This is a genomic window from Parafrankia sp. FMc2 (assembly GCF_041008525.1).
Taxonomy (GTDB): domain Bacteria; phylum Actinomycetota; class Actinomycetes; order Frankiales; family Frankiaceae; genus Parafrankia.
This window is the reverse complement of sequence record NZ_JBFLUG010000008.1, coordinates 83,863-99,603: the sequence shown is the minus strand read 5'-3', so window position 1 is coordinate 99,603 and position 15,741 is coordinate 83,863. Positions and strand designations below refer to the sequence as shown.

Below are 15,741 nucleotides of genomic sequence, written 5' to 3'. Positions count from 1 at the left end.
GCCGCGGCCGGGCCGCGGGTCAGCGCGGGCGCAGTCGGACGGGGACGCCCGCCACGGCCAGCCACACCTCGTCGGACTCGGCCGCGAGCCGCGCGTTGACCTCGCCGAGGTGGTCGACGAACCGGCGTCCCAGCGGGGTCGGCGCGACGGGACCAGAGCCGGCCTCGTCGGTCACCGCGACCACCCGCCGGCGGGTGTCGCGCCAGGCGTCGACCAGGCCGGCCACGGACTGCGCGAAGCCGGGCTCCTCCAGGCGCGCCGCGACCCACAGCGAGATGCTGTCGATGAGCAGCGGCGGCCCGGGGGAGCGCAGCAGCGGCTCGAGGTCGAGGGTCTCGACGGTGGTCCACCGCCCGGGGCGGCGGTCCCGGTGCGTCTGGATCCGCGCGGCCCAGTCGGCGTCGGAGCCGTCCGCGGGGTGGCCGGTGGCCACGTAGACGACGTCCGGCTCGGCGAGCAGCTGGTGCTCGGCGTGGGCCGACTTTCCGGACCGGGTGCCGCCGGTGACCAGGATGCGGCGCGCCGCCTCCGGGGACGGCGACACCGCCGCCGCGGACACCGAAAGTGGCGCTGCCGCCGGCGCTGCCGCCGGCGCTGCCGCCGGCACCGGGGCTGGCACCGGGGCCGAAGCGCTGCCGGCCGGGACGTCGAGGATCGTGCCGTCCGGTGGGGCCTGCGCGCCCATCTCGGCCAGCCGCCGGGCCAGTTCGTCCCCGGGCGGGTTGCGGTGGCTCAGGTGGACCGCGAGCACCCGGGTACCGGGCCCGACGGCGCCGAGGCCGCGCAGCTGGGCGACGAGCCCGGCGAACGACGGCAGGTCCAGGTGCTCGCCGAAGCCGGGGCGGTCGCCGTTGTTCTCCTCGAGCAGCACGACGTCGAACGCCCGGCCGGTCAGCGCGGCCAGCGTCTCGGGCGGCAGCGGCGCTGCCGTGTCACAGCCGTACAGCAGGCGCGCCCCGTCGGGCGCCGTCACGTCGTAGAGCACGGCCGGCCCGATGTCGGCGCCGCCGTGCCGGGCCGCGACCGGACGCACCAGGTAGCGCGAACCACCGTCCGAACCGGGCTCGCCGTCCGAACCGGGCCTGCCGGGCCCGCCGAGCTCGAGCGGGCCGCCCGCGACGGCGGGCAGCAGCCGCAGCGGCGAGCCGTCGGCGCCTGGCTCCCTGCCCTCCCAGCGGCGGAGGAAGGCCCGGCAGACATCCAGCGCGGCGGGCGGCGCGACGACGTCCAGCGGCTCCTGCGCGACGCTGGACCACGATCGCCACATCAGGGCGTCGGGGCCGAGATGGTCGGGGTGCGCGTGCCCGATCAGGACGTGACGCAGCCCGGCCAGGCTCACCCCGAACCGGGCTGCGGCACGCGGAACGTCCGGACCGAAGTCGAGTAGCAGCCGTCCGTCGACGAGGACGGCGGTCTGACCGCGGGGCCCGTGCGCGCGGGCCCACCCGCAGGACGCGCACTCGCACCACGGGTTCGGCCAGCCGTCGGCCGAACCCGTGCCCAGCAGGGTGAGCCGCATGCCTGTCGAGACCCGGCGGTCAGTGGTGGCTGTGCGGGTGGCGCTTGCGCTCCCAGAGCGTCATCAGCGTGAGGATCACGGCGAGTGCGGCGATCGCCCCGAAGGTGGCCAGGGTGGCGGCCCACCAGACCATGCCGCCCTCCTCGTGGTGCTCGGCTGTCTCGGCGAGTACCGCCGCGGCGGTGTAGGCGGGAGTCACTGCTGCCTTCCTCTCTGCAGAACTGGCCCGGGCCGGGTCGAGGTGCGTCGGTCGAGCGTGCCGGGCGGCGCGCGGGCCGCGGCCGGAACTGACGTTACCGACCCGCGGGTGGCTGATGCCGTGCCTGGGCCAGGATCTGCGGGGCTGTGCCCGGATCTCCGGGCCACCGCGCGCGGGGACGCCGGGCCGAGGGTCCCGGTGGTCTCCGGTCGCGTGTGGCCGTCATCCGCGGGGTGTACACGCTTGGATGGGGGGATGGGCATCTCCCGGGGTCGTCGGTGGCCCCGGCCGGGCGGCCCGCGCCGCCGGACGTCGGGAAGGACGTGGACCGTGAGCTGGACCTGGCGTTACGAGGGAGAGGACGGCTCGGTCGTGGCGGTGGGCGGCGCGAACGGGTCGGAGTCGTTCACCAGTCAGGGCGACGCCGAGACGTGGATCGGTGAGACCTGGCGGGAGCTGCTGGACCTGGGTGTGACGCAGGTGAGCCTGCTCGATGCAGGCACCCGCGTGTACGGGCCGATGAGTCTGCGTCCGGTGACCTGAGCGGCCGGTACACCTGCCGCGCCGGGCCTGCGGGCCCGGCGCCGGGGGCCGCAGAGCCCGCCGGGCGAGGTCACATCGATCGGGCCCGAAGGGGTTGACGCCCCGTGGGCTAACAGTGTTAGCTACGGACATCAGCTAACGCTGTTAGCCGCCGTGGGGTGGCGTCGACGACCCGAGCGAGGCGAAGATCATGACAGTGCAGGATGTCGGCACGGCCCGCCAGGACACCGCCCGCGAGCACACCGCCCGCCAGAGCACGGCCAGGCACTACCGCAGGCCCGGCTGGTTCACCAGGAACCTGTTCAACAGGTCGGTGATGCTGTCCACCGGAATCGGGCTGAGCCTGTGGGGGAGCCGGGTGCTCGAGGTGCGCGGCCGGACCTCGGGAGAGATCCGCCGGGTCCCGGTCAACCTGCTCGACCTGGACGGGCAGCAGTACCTCGTCTCGGCCCGCGGGCACGGCCAGTGGGTCCGCAACGTCCGTGCGGCCGGCGGGGAGCTGTCGCTCGTCCTGGGGCGCCGGCGGACGGGTTACCAGGCGGTCGAGCTGACCGACGCGGAGAAGGTCCCGGTGCTCCGGGCGTATCTGGCGAAGTGGAGGGCGGAGGTGGGCGTGTTCTTCGACGGGGTGGGCCCGGATTCGACGGACGAGGAGCTGGCGCGGATCGCGCCGAGGCACCCGGCCTTCGTCCTCACCCGGCGGTGAGTGCGGCAGGCGGTGCGCCCACGCCCGTCTCGGCGCCGGCGCCGGCGCTCCCGCTCCCGCGGACCGCGCCGCGCCCGGAGCCGCCGGTCCGCTCCTCGCGGGCGACCGAGATCGTCGAGGCGGCGCAGCGGCTGTTGGAGACCGAGGGCGCGGAGTCGCTGACCATGCGCCGGCTCGGTGAGGTGCTCGGCATCCGCGCGCCGTCGCTGTACAAGCACCTGCCCGGCAAGCCCGCGGTGGAGACGGCGTTGATCGAGACCGCGCTCTGGGGGATCGGTGACGCGCTGCACCGGGTGGTGGACGCGGCCGGCCCCGACGACGTCGTGGGCCGGCTGCTGGCCGAGTACCGGCGGTTCGCCCTGGCGCGGCCGAACCTCTACCGGCTGGCCGCTGCCGACCCGATCGGGCGGGCCGACCTCACGCCAGGCCTGGAGGGCTGGTCGGGCGAGCCCTTCTACCGCGCCACCGCGGAGCCCTACGTCGCCCAGGCCCTGTGGGCGGCGGCGCACGGCACCGTGCTGCTGGAGCTGTCCGACCGGTTCCTGCCCGGCTCCGATCTGGACCGGACGTGGGCGGCGCTGGCCAGGGCCTTCACCGCCCACGCAGGAGACTGACGGACCGCCGGAGACCGATGGCCCGGACCCGTCAGTCTCCTTCCGGCTCGAGGACGGCGACGTGGGCGAGGACCTCGTCGATGCGGGCCAGCAACGCCGGTTCGAGGACCACGCCGGAGGCGCCGACGTTGTCCTTCACCTGCTCCGGCCGGGACGCCCCGACGATGGCCGAGGCCACGTTGGTGTTCTGCAGCACCCACGCGACCGCCAGCTGCGCCATCGTCAGCCCCGCGTCGGCGGCGATCGGGCGCAGGTTCTGGACGGCGCCGAGCACCTCGTCGGTCAGGAACCGGGCGATGAAGCCGGCCCCGCTGCCCGCCGTCGCGCGGCTGCCCGACGGCGGCGGCTGGCCGGGCAGGTACTTGCCGGTCAGGACGCCCTGGGCGATCGGCGACCAGACGATCTGCGAGATGCCGAGGTCCCGGGAGGTCGGGACGACGTCGGTCTCGATCGGCCGCCACAGCATCGAGTACTGCGGCTGGTTGGAGATGATCCGGTCGAGGCCGAGCTCGCCCGCGATGCGCACGGCGTCGGCGATCTGCTGCGCCGTCCACTCCGAGACGCCGACGTAGAGGACCTTGCCGGCCCGCACCAGGTCGTCGAAGGCGCGCAGCGTCTCCTCGAGCGGCACCGTCGGGTCGTAGCGGTGTGCCTGGTAGAGGTCGATGTGGTCGGTGTTCAGGCGGCGCAGGGAGTTGTGCGCCGACTCGATGATGTGCTTGCGGCCCAGCCCCTTGTCGTTCTCGCCCGGGCCGGTCGGCCAGAAGACCTTGGTGAACAGCTCGTAGGATTCGCGGCGCACGCCGTCGAGCGCCTTGCCGAGCACGGACTCCGCCCGGGTCTGGGCGTAGACGTCCGCGGTGTCGAAGGTGGTGATGCCCTCGTCGAGGGCGGCGTGCACGCAGGCGGTCGCGGCGTCGGCCTCGATCTGGTCACCATGGGTGATCCAGTTGCCGTAGGAGATCTCGCTGACCGACAGTCCGCTGCGTCCGAGGCGTCGATGCTTCACATCCGAACCTTTTCACACCCTCGATGGCGACTCGGCCCGGCGCACCGGCCACCCGTCGGCGCCGAACCGCCTGCACACAGGCCCTGCACATGGTCCCTGCACCCGGGCCCGCGACGGCTGCCGACCCGCCGCCGACCGCGACCGGGCGGTGACAGGGCGGTGGCGGCATCGCGGTGGCGACAGGGACAACAGCCGGGCCTCGGTGGCCAGGGCCTCAGCGGCCGGAGCGGGAGACCCGGGGCCGGGGCATCCGCCAGCGGCGTGGCAGCAGCGCACGCTGGGCGGAGTAGGCCCGCACGCGGACGCCCGAATCCGGGTACTTCTCGGCCACGAGCCGGGTCACCTGCCGGCTGAGCACGAACGAGTCGACGACGACCGCGACGATGCCGACCAGCATCAGGTAGGTGGCCGAGAGCCGGACGTAGCTGTTCGGCACCAGGCCGCCGACGAAGTAGAGGGCGGCGACGAGCAGGAAGACCGGGCCGACGTTCAGCCGGGTGTCCACGAAGTCGCGGGCGATCACCCGCTCCGGGGCCCGCTCGCGGGGCGGGAGCCCGCTGATGTCGCCGGACAGCATGGCGGCCCGGTACTGCTGGCTCTGCTCACGCCGCTCGGAGCGCTGCTGCCGGCGGCCTTCCTTGCCGGTCGCCGTCGTGCGCCCGGCACCGGTGGCGCCGCGCGGCCGGGCTGCCCGGGCCTGGGCGCGGGTCGGAGTCGGGCGGCCCTTGCCCGCCGTGACCCGGGCGTTGCCAGCGGTGGTGTCCGCGGGGCCGACCTCGACGAGGTCGGCGGACCCGCCGCTCGCCGGGTCCGCCGCCGGATCGGTCTTGCGCTTCTTCAACAGGGCCATCAGGGCAGTGCCAACATCTGGTCGAGGGCCTTCCGGGCGTAGGTCGCGACCTCGGGGTCGACGGTGATCCGGTTCACGGTCTCCCCACGGGCGAGCGCTTCGAGCGTCCACACCAGGTGCGGCATGTCGATGCGGTTCATCGTGGAGCAGAAGCACACCGTACGGTCGAGGAAGACGATCTTCTTGTCGGGATGGCGGTTCGCCAGCCGTTGTACCAGGTTCAGCTCGGTTCCCACGGCGAACACCGACCCGGACGGGGCCTCATCCACCACCTTGATGATGTATTCGGTGGATCCGACCAGGTCGGCGGCGGCCACCACCTCACGCTGGCACTCGGGGTGCACCAGCACCTGTACCTGCGGGACGCGGGCGCGCACCTCGTCCACGCACTGGCGGGTGAACCGGCCGTGGACCGAGCAGTGCCCGCGCCACAGGATCATGCGTGCGTCGCGGAGCTGGGCGCGGGTCAGCCCGCCGCCCGGGCGGCGCGGGTCGTAGACCACGCAGTCGGCCTCGGACATGCCCATCCTGTCGATGGCGGTGTTGCGGCCCAGGTGCTGGTCCGGCAGGAACACGACCCGCTTCCCGCGCCGCTCGCCGAACGCCCACCCCAGGGCCCGCTCGGCGTTCGAGGAGGTGCAGATCGTCCCGCCGTGGCGCCCGGTGAAGGCCTTGATCGCCGCGGAGGAGTTCATGTAGCTGACCGGGACGGTGTCGGCGGCCACGCCGGCGTCGAGCAGGTCGTCCCAGGCCTGCGCGACCTGCTCGGCGGTGGCCATGTCGGCCATCGAGCAGCCGGCGGCCAGGTCCGGCAGGATCACCTGCTGGTGGTCGGCGGTCAGGATGTCCGCGCTCTCGGCCATGAAGTGCACACCGCAGAACACGATCGAGCTGGCATCGGGCCGGGCCGCCGCCTGCTGGGCGAGCTTGAACGAGTCACCGGTCACATCGGCGAAGGCGATCACGTCGTCGCGCTGGTAGTGGTGCCCCAGGACGAACACGTCGTCGCCGAGCGCGGCCTTGGCGGCCGCCGCCCGCTCGGCCAGCTGGGGGTCGGCGGCCGGCGGCAGGTCACCGGGGCAGTCGACTCCCCGCTCGCTGCCGGGATCGGACTCGCGCCCGAGCAGGAGCAGGGCGAGCGGCGACGCGGTGACGCCCAGGCGTTCCAGGGCCGGGTTGGTGGTCATGTCCGCTCCTTCGGGCTGGCCCGGGTGGGCCGCCGCGCTCGCTGCTCGTGGGGTCGGCCGGGCCGTCGCGGGCCCGGCGCCGCCGCGGCGGGCCTCCGCCGGCCGCGGTGGAGCCACCCCCGCGAAAGTGTGCCCTTCACGACAGTGTCCCCATGGGTCCCGTGCACTAATGGTCGTTCAGACTCTAACTCCGGATCGCCTGGTCCGCGCAAAGTTGGACCGGTCGGACCTGTGAAGCGGGGACGGATGTCACTTGCGCGTCGTGGCCGACCTCCTCATCGCTGGCTACGATGGGAAGCGGATCCTTGCTCGCGGTGTTGAGCAGGAACGGCGACACGGCATGTGTGTCGCCCGTGAGGGGTCGCCGCCCGGGCGCCCCCTCGCGTACGGCCGCCATGGGTACCAGCAAATCTGGTGAACCTGGCACGTCCACAGGGCAGGGAGCAGCCCCTATGACCGTGCAGGACACAACCGAGACCGAGACCAGGCCGAGCAGCGTCGTTCTCACCGACACGGCCGCCGGCAAGGTGAAGACCCTGCTCGAGCAGGAGGGGAGGGACGACCTCCAGCTCCGTATCGCCGTGCAGCCCGGCGGATGCTCTGGCATGCGCTACCAGCTGTTCTTCGACGAGCGCAAGCTCGACGGGGACACCGTCCTCGACTTCTCCGGCGTCAAGGTCGCCGTGGACCGGATGAGCTTCCCGTACCTCGGCGGCGCGACGATCGACTTCGTCGACACCATCGAGAAGCAGGGCTTCACGATCGACAACCCGAACGCGCAGGGTTCCTGCGCGTGTGGAGACTCCTTCCACTGATCGGTCCGGGGTGGGGCGGCGTCGTCCCGGCGGCAGCCGCCCCCACTCCGACCTGCGGCGGAGTCCGCATCGCACAGATCGATCCCGCACGAAGCGGCGTATGCCGTCTCGCGTGGAGCGAGCCCGGCATGACATAGCGGTCATGCCGGGCTTTACCTTTCCTGTCGTGCCAGGGCCGTACCGGGATCGTCCTGCCCGTGCCCAGCCGCCAGGCGGCGCAGGGGTGGGCGGTAGGCTGCGTGTTCGTGCGTATCGCCGTGACTGGTTCCATTGCCACCGACCACCTCATGCGCTTTCCTGGGCGCTTCGCCGAGCAGCTGCTCGCGGATCAGCTTGAGCGGGTCTCGTTGTCGTTCCTCGTGGACGAGCTCAGCATCCGCCGCGGGGGGGTCGCCGCGAACATCAGCTTCGGCCTGGGGCGCCTCGGCCTCAACCCGATCCTGGTCGGAGCCGTCGGCGAGGACTTCGCCGACTACCGTTCCTGGCTCGACCGGCACGGCGTGGACACCGCCTCGGTCTGGGTGAGCGAGATCGCCCACACCGCGCGCTTCGTGTGCACCACGGACAACGACCTCTGCCAGATCGCGTCGTTCTACCCCGGCGCGATGAGCGAGGCGGCCAGCATCGAGCTCCGCCCGGTGGCGGAACGCTTCGGCGGCCTCGACCTCGTCGTCGTCAGCCCCAACGACCCGCAGGCGATGCTCCGCCACACGGCGGAGTGCCGGGAGCGCGGCTACCCGTTCGCCGCCGATCCGTCCCAGCAGCTCGCGACGATGGACGGCGACAGCATCCGTTCGCTCGTCGACGGCGCCGCCTACCTGTTCTGCAACGAGTACGAGAAGGCGCTGCTGGCGTCCAAGACCGGCCTGACCGACGAGGAGATCCTCGCCACGGTCGGGGTCCGGGTCACGACGCTGGGCAAGGACGGTGTCGTCATCGAGTCCGCCGACGGCGAGGCCGTGAAGGTGCCGGTCGTCCCCGCGCGCAGCACGCCGGACCCGACCGGCGTCGGCGACGCCTTCCGCGCCGGGTTCCTCGCCGGCATCTCCTGGAAGCTGTCGCTGGAGCGGTCCGCCCAGGTCGGGGCGCTGCTGGCGACCATGGCACTGGAGACTGTCGGCACCCAGGAGTACAGCCTGGAGCAGACCGAGGTCGTGGCGCGGCTCTCCGAGGCCTACGGCGCCGAGGCCGCGGTCGAGGTGGCCGGGCACCTGCGCTCCGCCTGATCGTCGCTCAGTGGACCCGGCGGACGAGGTAGGCGTCACCTCCGCCCGGAGGCGGCGCCGCCGCGGCGGGGGGCGGCTCCGCTCCGTCGGGTGTTTCGCCCGGGGGTGCTGATCCGGTAGCCGCTGATCCGGTGGCCGCGGCCCGGGTCCGCTGGCCGACCAGGGTGTGACCGCGCATCCGGCACCAGGCCGCCACGTCGGCCGCGGCGGCAGGGTCGTCCGCCCACAGCTCGATGAGCTGACCGACATCGACGTCGTTGATGTGCCGGGCGAGCTCGATGATCGGGATCGGGCAGCGGCGGCCGCGCGCGTCCAGGACAGCCTGCGGCCGGTCGGGCGGGGACTGGCCCGGCAGGGTCTGGTCCCGCGGGGGAGTGCTGTCGCTGGTCACAGTCCGGCCGCTCCGGCCCGCTCGCGCACGGCGCGCACGGCGGGCGGCAGCGCGGCCAGCAGGGCGTCGACATCGGCCTCGGTGGAGTCCCGCCCGAACGAGACCCGCAGGTTCCCGTGGGTGAGCGCGCCCATCGCGACGAGCACGTGGCTGGGCGTCAGTGTGTCCGAGGTGCAGCTCGACCCGGAGCTGACCGCGATGCCGGCCCGGTCGAGCTCCCCGAGCAGCGCCTCGCCGGCCACGTACAGACACGAGAAGGCCACCACGTGCGGGAGTGTCACGGCGAGGTCGGTGCTGTCCGGCCCGAGCAGCTCGACGTCCTCGACCAGCGCCGGCAGACGCTCGCGCAGCCGCCTCGACCAGGCCGCCAGCCGCCGTGTCTCGGCCTCGATCTCCGTGGCCCGCACGGCCAGGGCGGCGGCGGCCGCGACAACGGCCGGCACGTTCGGGAAACCCGGGACGCGCCCGAACTCGCGTTCGTCGGCCGGCTGCGGCCCGGCCCACCGGGTGCCGGTGCGGACCACGAGGAAGCCGACACCGGGCGGCCCGCCGAACTTGTGCGCGCTCGCGGTCAGGACGTCCGCGCCCAGCTCCGCCAGGCTGACGGGCACCCGACCGACGGTCATCGCCGCGTCGGTGACCAGGGGCACTCCGCGCTCGTGCAGCAGCCGCGCCACCTCGGCGACCGGCTGGACGGTGCCCACCTCGTGGTTGGCGTGCTGCAGGGCGGCGACCGCCGTGTCCGGCCGGTCGTCGAGCGCGGCGGCGAAGGCAGCCGGGTCGACACGTCCGAGGCCGTCGACCCCGATCGTCACCACTTCTCCGCCGTCACCTTCGTGGCGCTGCGCGGCATGCAGGACGCTGGAGTGTTCCACGGCACTGACCATGACCACGCCACCGGACCGGCGGCGGGCCGCCGCGGTGCCGAGAAGGGCCAGGTGCGCCGCCGCGGTGCCGCTGGCGGTGAAGCTGATCTCCGGGGCGCGGGCACCCAGCACCCCGGCGACGGTCTCCCGCGCGGCGTCCAGCAGCATCCGCGCCCGGCGCCCCTCGCGGTAGAGCCGGGCGGGGTCGGCCCAGCCGTCGTCGATCGCCGCGAGAAGCGCCTCGCGGGCGACCGGATGCAGCGGCGTGGTCGACGCGTGGTCGAGATAGGCCGGCACGAGAGTGACGCTACGCCCGTTGCGGAGTAACCGGGCTCACCCGCCGGAGCGCGGCCGGGGCATTCGCGCAGCGGAGGGGCCCGGAACGGAAAGGCCTTGCGGGGCGCCGACCGGAAAGCGGGAGGCCCACACACCTGCCGGGGGCCGGGCGGGGCGGGTGGTTGGCCCGGATCAAGGGCCCTGGGGCCTGTCCACGACGCCCCGCGGGTCGTGTCTCACAGCTCCGGACGGGGCCTGCGGCGAGAAGCTCGTCCGCTGCTGGGATACGCTGCTGCCGCACCATCTACAGCGTGTCGAAGACAGTCGGAAGACGAAGCAGCGAGGCCGGTTGGACCGGCCGGCCCGCGAAGCGTTTACGCGGTCGCGAGGCGTTGGCGGAACCTGAATCCGCCTACAGCCGCGCGCCCGCTAGTCGTGGGAGGCAGGACCTGGTGAGGAGATCCTTCGGTCGGACCCGGCCGTCGCTCGCGGATGTCGAGGACACGCCGATGGCCCCGGCTGACACCGCTGACGCGGACGAGCTGGCGAGCCGTCGGGTTGGACACCGACGGCCGGCCCGGCGCCGCGTGGGCGCGCGCATGGGCGCCATGCTGGCGGCCGTAGGGCTGCTGGCTACCGCCTGCGACGTCCCCAACTTTGGATTCCCGGACGGTGTGACCAACCACACCCCGCGGATCCTGAACATGTGGCAGGGCTCGGTGATCGCCGCCCTGGCCGTCGGTGTGTTCGTGTGGGCTCTCATCTTCTACGCGGTCGTCGTGTTCCGGAAGCGCAGTGATGTTCTGCCGCGCCAGGTCCGGTACAACCTTCCCGTCGAGATCCTTTACACCGTCGTGCCGGTTGTGATCGTGGCCGGCCTCTTCTACTACACCGCCCGTGACGAGACCGAGATCACCAAGCTCTCGGACAATCCCGACGTCACGGTGAACGTCATCGGTTTCCGGTGGAACTGGCAGTTCCAGTACCTCGACACCGGCGAGACGCCGGGTACCAACCAGGTCGAGGTCACCGGCCGCCCCGGTGAGGCGCCGGTGCTGGTGCTGCCCGAGGGCCGGTCGATCCGGTTCGTGCTCACCTCGCCGGACGTGATCCACTCGTTCTGGGTGCCCGAGTTCCTCTTCAAGCGGGACGTCGTCCCCGGGCGTATCAACGAGTTCGAGCTCACCGCGACGAAGACCGGGACCTTTGTCGGTCGATGTGCCGAGCTGTGCGGTACCGACCACGACCGGATGACCTTCTACGTCAAGGTCGTGCCCGGTGCCGAGTACGACCGCTTCATCGAGGAACGGGAGAGCGCCGCGATCAGCGCGTCGCCGTCCTCCGGCGCCACCACCGGGAGTGTCCAGTGACCCTTCTGCACGAGTCGCCCGCCGGGCCGGCCGGGCACGCACACGACTCGGCGGACACGCACTACAAGCCGCCGATCACGAGCCTGCTCGGCTACCTGCGGACGACGTCCCACAAAGACATCGCGATCATGTACTTCCTGACGTCGTTCGCGTTCTTCGTCATCGCAGGCATCCTCGCGGTCTTCATCCGTGGCGAGCTGGCCCGCCCGGGCCTGCAGTACTTCTCCAACGAGCAGTACAACCAGTTCTTCACCATGCACGGAACGCTCATGTTGCTGATGTTCGCGACGCCGCTGGCGTTCGCGTTCGCCAACTACCTGGTGCCGCTGCAGATCGGCGCGCCCGACGTCGCCTTCCCGCGGCTGAACGCGCTGTCGTACTGGCTGTTCCTGTTCGGCAGCCTCACCGTCTTCACCGGGTTCGTGACCCCGGGCGGGGCGGCTTCCTTCGGCTGGTTCGCCTACGCGCCGCTGAGCAGCCAGGTGTACTCGCCGGGCGTCGGCTCCGACCTGTGGGTGCTGGGCCTCACGGTGCAGGGTCTCGGCACCATTCTCGGTGCCGTCAACTTCATCACCACGATCCTGTGCATGCGTGCCCCCGGCATGACGATGTTCCGGATGCCGATCTTCTGCTGGAACCTGCTGGTCACCTCGATCCTGGTGCTGGTGGCGTTCCCGGTGCTGGCCGCCGCGCTGCTGGCACTGGCCGCTGACCGAAGGTTCGGGTCACATATCTTCGCCGCCGAGAACGGCGGCGCGATGCTGTGGCAGCACCTGTTCTGGTTCTTCGGGCACCCCGAGGTGTACATCATCGCGCTGCCGTTCTTCGGCATCATCAGCGAGATCATCCCGGTGTTCTCCCGCAAGCCGCTGTTCGGTTACAAGGGCCTGGTGTTCGCCACCGTCGGCATCGGTGCCCTGTCCGTCGCGGTGTGGGCGCACCACATGTTCGTCACCGGTGCCGTGCTGCTGCCGTTCTTCGCCTTCCTGTCGTTCCTGATCGCGGTACCCACCGGGATCAAGTTCTTCAACTGGATCGGCACGATGTGGCGCGGGCAGCTCAGCTTCGAGGCCCCGATGCTCTTTGCCGTCGGCTTCCTCGTGACCTTCCTGTTCGGTGGTCTGACCGGTGTGCTGCTCGCCAGCCCGCCGATCGACTTCCACGTGAGTGACAGCTACTTCGTGGTCGGGCACTTCCACTACGTCGTGGCCGGTCTCATGTTCGCCGCCTTCGCCGGGGTCTACTTCTGGTTCCCGAAGGTCACCGGGCGGATGCTGAACGAGAAGCTCGCGAAGCTGCACTTCTGGTCGCTGTTCCTCGGTTTCAACGCGACCTTCCTGGTGTTCCACTGGCTGGGCACCCAGGGCATGCCGCGGCGGTTCGCGGACTATGGCCCGAACGACGGTTTCACCACCCTCAACACCGTCGCGACGGCCGGTTCGTTCCTGATGGGCCTCTCGACGTTGCCGCTGCTCTACAACCTGTGGTACTCCTACCGCAAGGGTCCGGTCGCGGCGGTCGACGACCCGTGGGGCTTCTCCAACTCGCTGGAGTGGGCGACGTCCTGCCCGCCGCCTCGGCACAACTTCCGGTCCCTGCCGCGCATCCGCTCCGAGCGCCCGGCGTTCGACCTGCACTTCCCGGGGGCCGCGGGCAAGGCGGATTACCACGCCACACCGGAACTGGGTCAGGGAGCAGCGCGATGAAGATCGAAGGCTTCATCTTCAACTTCTTCGGCATCTTCGCCGGGGCGGCTGCCCTGGTCTACTGGTTCTGGGCGAAGGACCCGACCGGTACCGCCGCACTCACGCTGTGCGCGGGCCTCGGCTTCCTCGTCGGCGGCTACCTGGTCTTCACCGGCCGCCGGATCGGCATGCGCCCGCAGGACCTGCCGGACGCGGAGGTCGTCGACGGTGCCGGGGAGCTCGGGCACTTCACCCCGGGCAGCTACTACCCGTTCTTCCTCGGCGCGAGCGCGTCGGTCACCGCCATGGGTCTCGCCTTCGGAATCTGGCTGAGCATCCTGGGCGCTGTTCTGACGTTCGGCTTCGCTGTCTGCCTGGTCATGGAGAACTTCTGGCACCCGGCGCTGCCTGAGGACGAGGTGCCGACGCACTGACGCGCGCGCCGGGCACCGAGCGCGAGGCGCCGAGCACCTGTACGGCGCCACGCGCGAGGTTCCGAGCCGTCGGCCGTGCACAAGGGCCGCTGCCCCAGGTCCGTCACCTGGGACAGCGGCCCTTTGTCGTGGATCCTCGTTGATCCTCGCGGATCCTCGTGATCTGTCGTGCCCTGTCCGGCCTCGGCTGGTCTGGCGGTGCGGTCAGCCGCGGGCCTTCGCCGCGGTCTGGCTGGCCTCCGCCCAGCGGCGCAGCGCCTCCGCCGCGGCACCCGAGTCGATCGCCGCCGCGGCGCGGCCGAGCTGCGCCCCGATCTGCTCCGTGACCGGGGCCTCGGTCGGCCCGGCGGCGGCAACCAGGGCCGCCGCCGTGGCGAGCAGGACGGCGTCGCGTACCGGCCCGGTCTCCCCGGCGAGGATGGTCCGGACCACCTGGGCGTTGTAGGCGGCGTCGGCGCCGCGCAGGGCTGTCGCGTCGGGTGCGGCGATGCCGAGGTCGCGCGGGTCGAAACGGTCCCGGCGTACCTGCGCCCGCTCCTGCCCGCCGGGCGGTGCGGTCACGACCCAGACGGTGGACGGCATCGCCGTGGTGAGCTCGTCCAGACCGTCGTCGCCGCGGAAGACCAGGCCCCGGGTGCCCCGGTCGGCCAGGACGTCCGCGACGATCGGGGCGAGCCGGGCGTCGGCGACGCCGATCGTCTGGGCCCCCGGCCGAGCCGGGTTCGCCAGCGGGCCGAGGATGTTGAACGCGGTCTGGACACCCAGCTCCTTGCGGGTCGCCCCGACATGGCGCATGGCCGGGTGGAAGACCTGCGCGAAGCAGAAGGCTATTCCGGCACTGGACAGGCAGGCCTCGACCCCGGCCGGCGGCAGGTCGATCACCACCCCGAGCTCGGACAGGACGTCCGCCGACCCGCTTGCCGACGACGCGGCGCGGTTGCCGTGCTTGACGACCGTGACCCCGGCGCCGGCGGCGACGATCGCCGCCATCGTCGAGAGGTTCACCGTGTTGGAGCGGTCGCCGCCGGTGCCGCAGGTGTCGACGGCGCCGGCCCGCAGCTCGTCGGGGAGGGCGAGTTCCTCGCCGACGCCGAGCATCGCGCGGACCAGCCCGCCGATCTCCTGCGCGGTCTCGCCCTTGGCTCGCAGCGCGATGATGAAGCCGGCGATCTGGGCGGGCGTGGCCAGCCCGCCCATGATCTGTTCCATCGCCCAGGCGGTCTGGTCGGTGGTCAGGGGCTCGCCGGAGATCAGCAGGCTGATCAGGCCGGGCCAGCTCTGCGCGGCTCGCCGGCCGCTGCCGGTCGCCCCGCTGCCGGCGGCGGCCTGACGCGGTGCCGAGGTGCTCGTCATGAGGGGATCCGCCGGGCCTAGTAGGCGCGGGTGTTGACCACCGGCCGGCGGACCGCTGAGCCGCTCGCGCGTTCCCGGAGCAGGCCGACGACCGCGTCGGTGAGCGCGCCCGGGTCGACGGGGTGGCTGACCACCGCGTCGGCCTGCGACCAGGTCGCCAGCCAGCGGTCGTCGCGCCGGGCGACCAGCAGCAGCGTGGGTGGGCAGTCCGCCACCTCGTTCTTGAGCTGGCGGCACAGCCCCATCCCGCCGGACGGCGTGGCCTCGGCGTCCAGGATGCACAGGTCGGCCTCGCCGTGGTCGACGGCGTCGATGAGGGTCGCCGCGTCGGACACCTCGACGAACTCGATCTCGTCGAGGTCGGCCGCGGGCCGGCGCCCGACGGCCGCCAGGACACGCGCTCGGACGTCGGGCTTGCTCGCGTAGACGAGGACGGTGCTCATGGCGTCCACGGGCCTCTCGGATGGGCGACCGCCGTGGGCGGCGATCGGGAACGACTGCCGGTACGGGCACTGCGTGGGCACCGGTCTCCGGCGGCGGCCCCGGGCGTCGGCGCACAGGGTGGCCGCCGCACAGGGCGCCGGCCGCGGTGTCGGACGTCCCACCGGCCCGGTATCCGCTCCGAAGGCTATCTGTTCGCGGCGTGCCGGTCGCGTGCCCATCCGGGTCACCGGCGCCGCGTGGCGGCCGGTACGGTC

At 72.4% G+C, this 15,741-nt stretch carries 17 protein-coding genes; 8 read left to right on the top strand and 9 right to left on the bottom strand.

The genetic code is table 11. The features are described from left to right. Positions 1-19 precede the first annotated feature (19 nt). Together AB1460_RS05290 and AB1460_RS05285 are read right to left on the bottom strand one after the other, a co-directional pair. The gene (locus AB1460_RS05290) at positions 20-1,519 is read right to left on the bottom strand and encodes a bifunctional adenosylcobinamide kinase/adenosylcobinamide-phosphate guanylyltransferase (protein ID WP_368959455.1); all 1,500 of its coding nucleotides are present in this window, start codon (positions 1,517-1,519) and stop codon (positions 20-22) included. Between the two features lie 19 nt (positions 1,520-1,538). Beyond that, on the bottom strand, positions 1,539-1,718 hold the full coding sequence (locus AB1460_RS05285) for a hypothetical protein (RefSeq protein ID WP_368959453.1): 180 nt from the start codon (positions 1,716-1,718) through the stop codon (positions 1,539-1,541). Positions 1,719-2,048: 330 nt separating this feature from the next. Here AB1460_RS05285 and AB1460_RS05280 point away from each other — a divergent pair, with 330 nt between their 5' ends. The 3 genes from AB1460_RS05280 to AB1460_RS05270 all read left to right on the top strand — a co-directional run bounded on the left by AB1460_RS05280 (position 2,049) and on the right by AB1460_RS05270 (position 3,581). After that, complete coding sequence (locus tag AB1460_RS05280) at positions 2,049-2,261, top strand: hypothetical protein (protein WP_368959452.1); 213 nt, start codon at positions 2,049-2,051, stop codon at positions 2,259-2,261. A 190-nt stretch (positions 2,262-2,451) separates the two neighbouring features. After that, positions 2,452-2,967 (top strand): nitroreductase/quinone reductase family protein, encoded by a 516-nt coding sequence (locus AB1460_RS05275; protein ID WP_368959451.1) that lies wholly within the window; start codon positions 2,452-2,454, stop codon positions 2,965-2,967. Then, the gene (locus AB1460_RS05270; RefSeq protein WP_368959450.1) at positions 2,964-3,581 is read left to right on the top strand and encodes a TetR/AcrR family transcriptional regulator; all 618 of its coding nucleotides are present in this window, start codon (positions 2,964-2,966) and stop codon (positions 3,579-3,581) included. The genes AB1460_RS05275 and AB1460_RS05270 overlap by 4 nt, the downstream gene beginning before the upstream one ends. A gap of 31 nt (positions 3,582-3,612) precedes the next feature. On the opposite strand, the gene AB1460_RS05265 is transcribed toward AB1460_RS05270, so the two are convergent. The 3 genes from AB1460_RS05265 to nadA all read right to left on the bottom strand — a co-directional run bounded on the left by AB1460_RS05265 (position 3,613) and on the right by nadA (position 6,627). Beyond that, positions 3,613-4,590, bottom strand: a complete 978-nt coding sequence (locus AB1460_RS05265; protein ID WP_368959449.1) for an aldo/keto reductase family protein — start codon at positions 4,588-4,590, stop codon at positions 3,613-3,615. A 214-nt stretch (positions 4,591-4,804) separates the two neighbouring features. Continuing rightward, the gene (locus AB1460_RS05260) at positions 4,805-5,440 is read right to left on the bottom strand and encodes a DUF3043 domain-containing protein (protein ID WP_368959448.1); all 636 of its coding nucleotides are present in this window, start codon (positions 5,438-5,440) and stop codon (positions 4,805-4,807) included. Beyond that, the gene (gene nadA, locus AB1460_RS05255) at positions 5,440-6,627 is read right to left on the bottom strand and encodes a quinolinate synthase NadA (protein ID WP_368959446.1); all 1,188 of its coding nucleotides are present in this window, start codon (positions 6,625-6,627) and stop codon (positions 5,440-5,442) included. Before nadA ends, AB1460_RS05260 begins: the two co-directional genes overlap by 1 nt. Positions 6,628-7,079: 452 nt before the next feature. Between nadA and erpA the strand changes: the two genes are divergently transcribed. Together erpA and AB1460_RS05245 are read left to right on the top strand one after the other, a co-directional pair. Beyond that, positions 7,080-7,442, top strand: coding sequence for an iron-sulfur cluster insertion protein ErpA (gene erpA, locus AB1460_RS05250; RefSeq protein ID WP_066063380.1), 363 nt, complete (start codon positions 7,080-7,082; stop codon positions 7,440-7,442). 245 nt (positions 7,443-7,687) lie between these two features. Beyond that, positions 7,688-8,668: a carbohydrate kinase family protein gene (locus AB1460_RS05245; protein ID WP_368959445.1), complete on the top strand. Its 981-nt coding sequence runs from the start codon at positions 7,688-7,690 to the stop codon at positions 8,666-8,668. A gap of 7 nt (positions 8,669-8,675) precedes the next feature. Here the strand turns inward: AB1460_RS05245 and AB1460_RS05240 are convergent, their stop codons facing one another. After that, the gene (locus AB1460_RS05240; RefSeq protein WP_368959444.1) at positions 8,676-9,059 is read right to left on the bottom strand and encodes a sulfurtransferase TusA family protein; all 384 of its coding nucleotides are present in this window, start codon (positions 9,057-9,059) and stop codon (positions 8,676-8,678) included. Continuing rightward, a complete protein-coding gene (locus AB1460_RS05235; protein WP_368959443.1) occupies positions 9,056-10,222 on the bottom strand; it encodes a cysteine desulfurase family protein in 1,167 nt (388 codons plus the stop codon). The genes AB1460_RS05240 and AB1460_RS05235 overlap by 4 nt, the downstream gene beginning before the upstream one ends. 488 nt (positions 10,223-10,710) lie before the next feature. Here AB1460_RS05235 and coxB point away from each other — a divergent pair, with 488 nt between their 5' ends. From coxB to AB1460_RS05220, 3 genes are read left to right on the top strand one after another with little or no spacing between them, the layout of a single operon-like run. Then, positions 10,711-11,571 carry a cytochrome c oxidase subunit II gene (gene coxB, locus AB1460_RS05230; protein WP_071085847.1) on the top strand — a complete coding sequence of 287 codons (861 nt, stop codon included), beginning with the start codon at positions 10,711-10,713 and terminating at the stop codon, positions 11,569-11,571. Continuing rightward, complete coding sequence (gene ctaD / locus AB1460_RS05225; RefSeq protein ID WP_018635825.1) at positions 11,568-13,277, top strand: cytochrome c oxidase subunit I; 1,710 nt, start codon at positions 11,568-11,570, stop codon at positions 13,275-13,277. The genes coxB and ctaD overlap by 4 nt, the downstream gene beginning before the upstream one ends. Beyond that, positions 13,274-13,690, top strand: coding sequence for a cytochrome c oxidase subunit 4 (locus AB1460_RS05220; RefSeq protein ID WP_368959442.1), 417 nt, complete (start codon positions 13,274-13,276; stop codon positions 13,688-13,690). The genes ctaD and AB1460_RS05220 overlap by 4 nt, the downstream gene beginning before the upstream one ends. A 204-nt stretch (positions 13,691-13,894) precedes the next feature. Here the strand turns inward: AB1460_RS05220 and trpD are convergent, their stop codons facing one another. Further along, the gene (gene trpD, locus AB1460_RS05215; protein ID WP_368959440.1) at positions 13,895-15,043 is read right to left on the bottom strand and encodes an anthranilate phosphoribosyltransferase; all 1,149 of its coding nucleotides are present in this window, start codon (positions 15,041-15,043) and stop codon (positions 13,895-13,897) included. Positions 15,044-15,060: 17 nt separating this feature from the next. Further along, on the bottom strand, positions 15,061-15,486 hold the full coding sequence (locus AB1460_RS05210; RefSeq protein ID WP_368959475.1) for a hypothetical protein: 426 nt from the start codon (positions 15,484-15,486) through the stop codon (positions 15,061-15,063). Positions 15,487-15,741 lie beyond the last annotated feature (255 nt).

What these genes read in the sequence shown, in the direction of transcription:
- coxB (WP_071085847.1), top strand. Translation starts at nt 10,711, where the DNA reads ATGGCCCCGGCTGACACCGCTGACGCGGACGAGCTGGCGAGCCGTCGG.
- erpA (WP_066063380.1), top strand. Translation starts at nt 7,080, where the DNA reads ATGACCGTGCAGGACACAACCGAGACCGAGACCAGGCCGAGCAGCGTC.
- AB1460_RS05260 (WP_368959448.1), bottom strand. Translation starts at nt 5,440, where the DNA reads ATGGCCCTGTTGAAGAAGCGCAAGACCGATCCGGCGGCGGACCCGGCG.
- AB1460_RS05220 (WP_368959442.1), top strand. Translation starts at nt 13,274, where the DNA reads ATGAAGATCGAAGGCTTCATCTTCAACTTCTTCGGCATCTTCGCCGGG.
- AB1460_RS05275 (WP_368959451.1), top strand. Translation starts at nt 2,452, where the DNA reads ATGACAGTGCAGGATGTCGGCACGGCCCGCCAGGACACCGCCCGCGAG.
- AB1460_RS05210 (WP_368959475.1), bottom strand. Translation starts at nt 15,486, where the DNA reads ATGAGCACCGTCCTCGTCTACGCGAGCAAGCCCGACGTCCGAGCGCGT.
- trpD (WP_368959440.1), bottom strand. Translation starts at nt 15,043, where the DNA reads ATGACGAGCACCTCGGCACCGCGTCAGGCCGCCGCCGGCAGCGGGGCG.
- nadA (WP_368959446.1), bottom strand. Translation starts at nt 6,627, where the DNA reads ATGACCACCAACCCGGCCCTGGAACGCCTGGGCGTCACCGCGTCGCCG.
- AB1460_RS05290 (WP_368959455.1), bottom strand. Translation starts at nt 1,519, where the DNA reads ATGCGGCTCACCCTGCTGGGCACGGGTTCGGCCGACGGCTGGCCGAAC.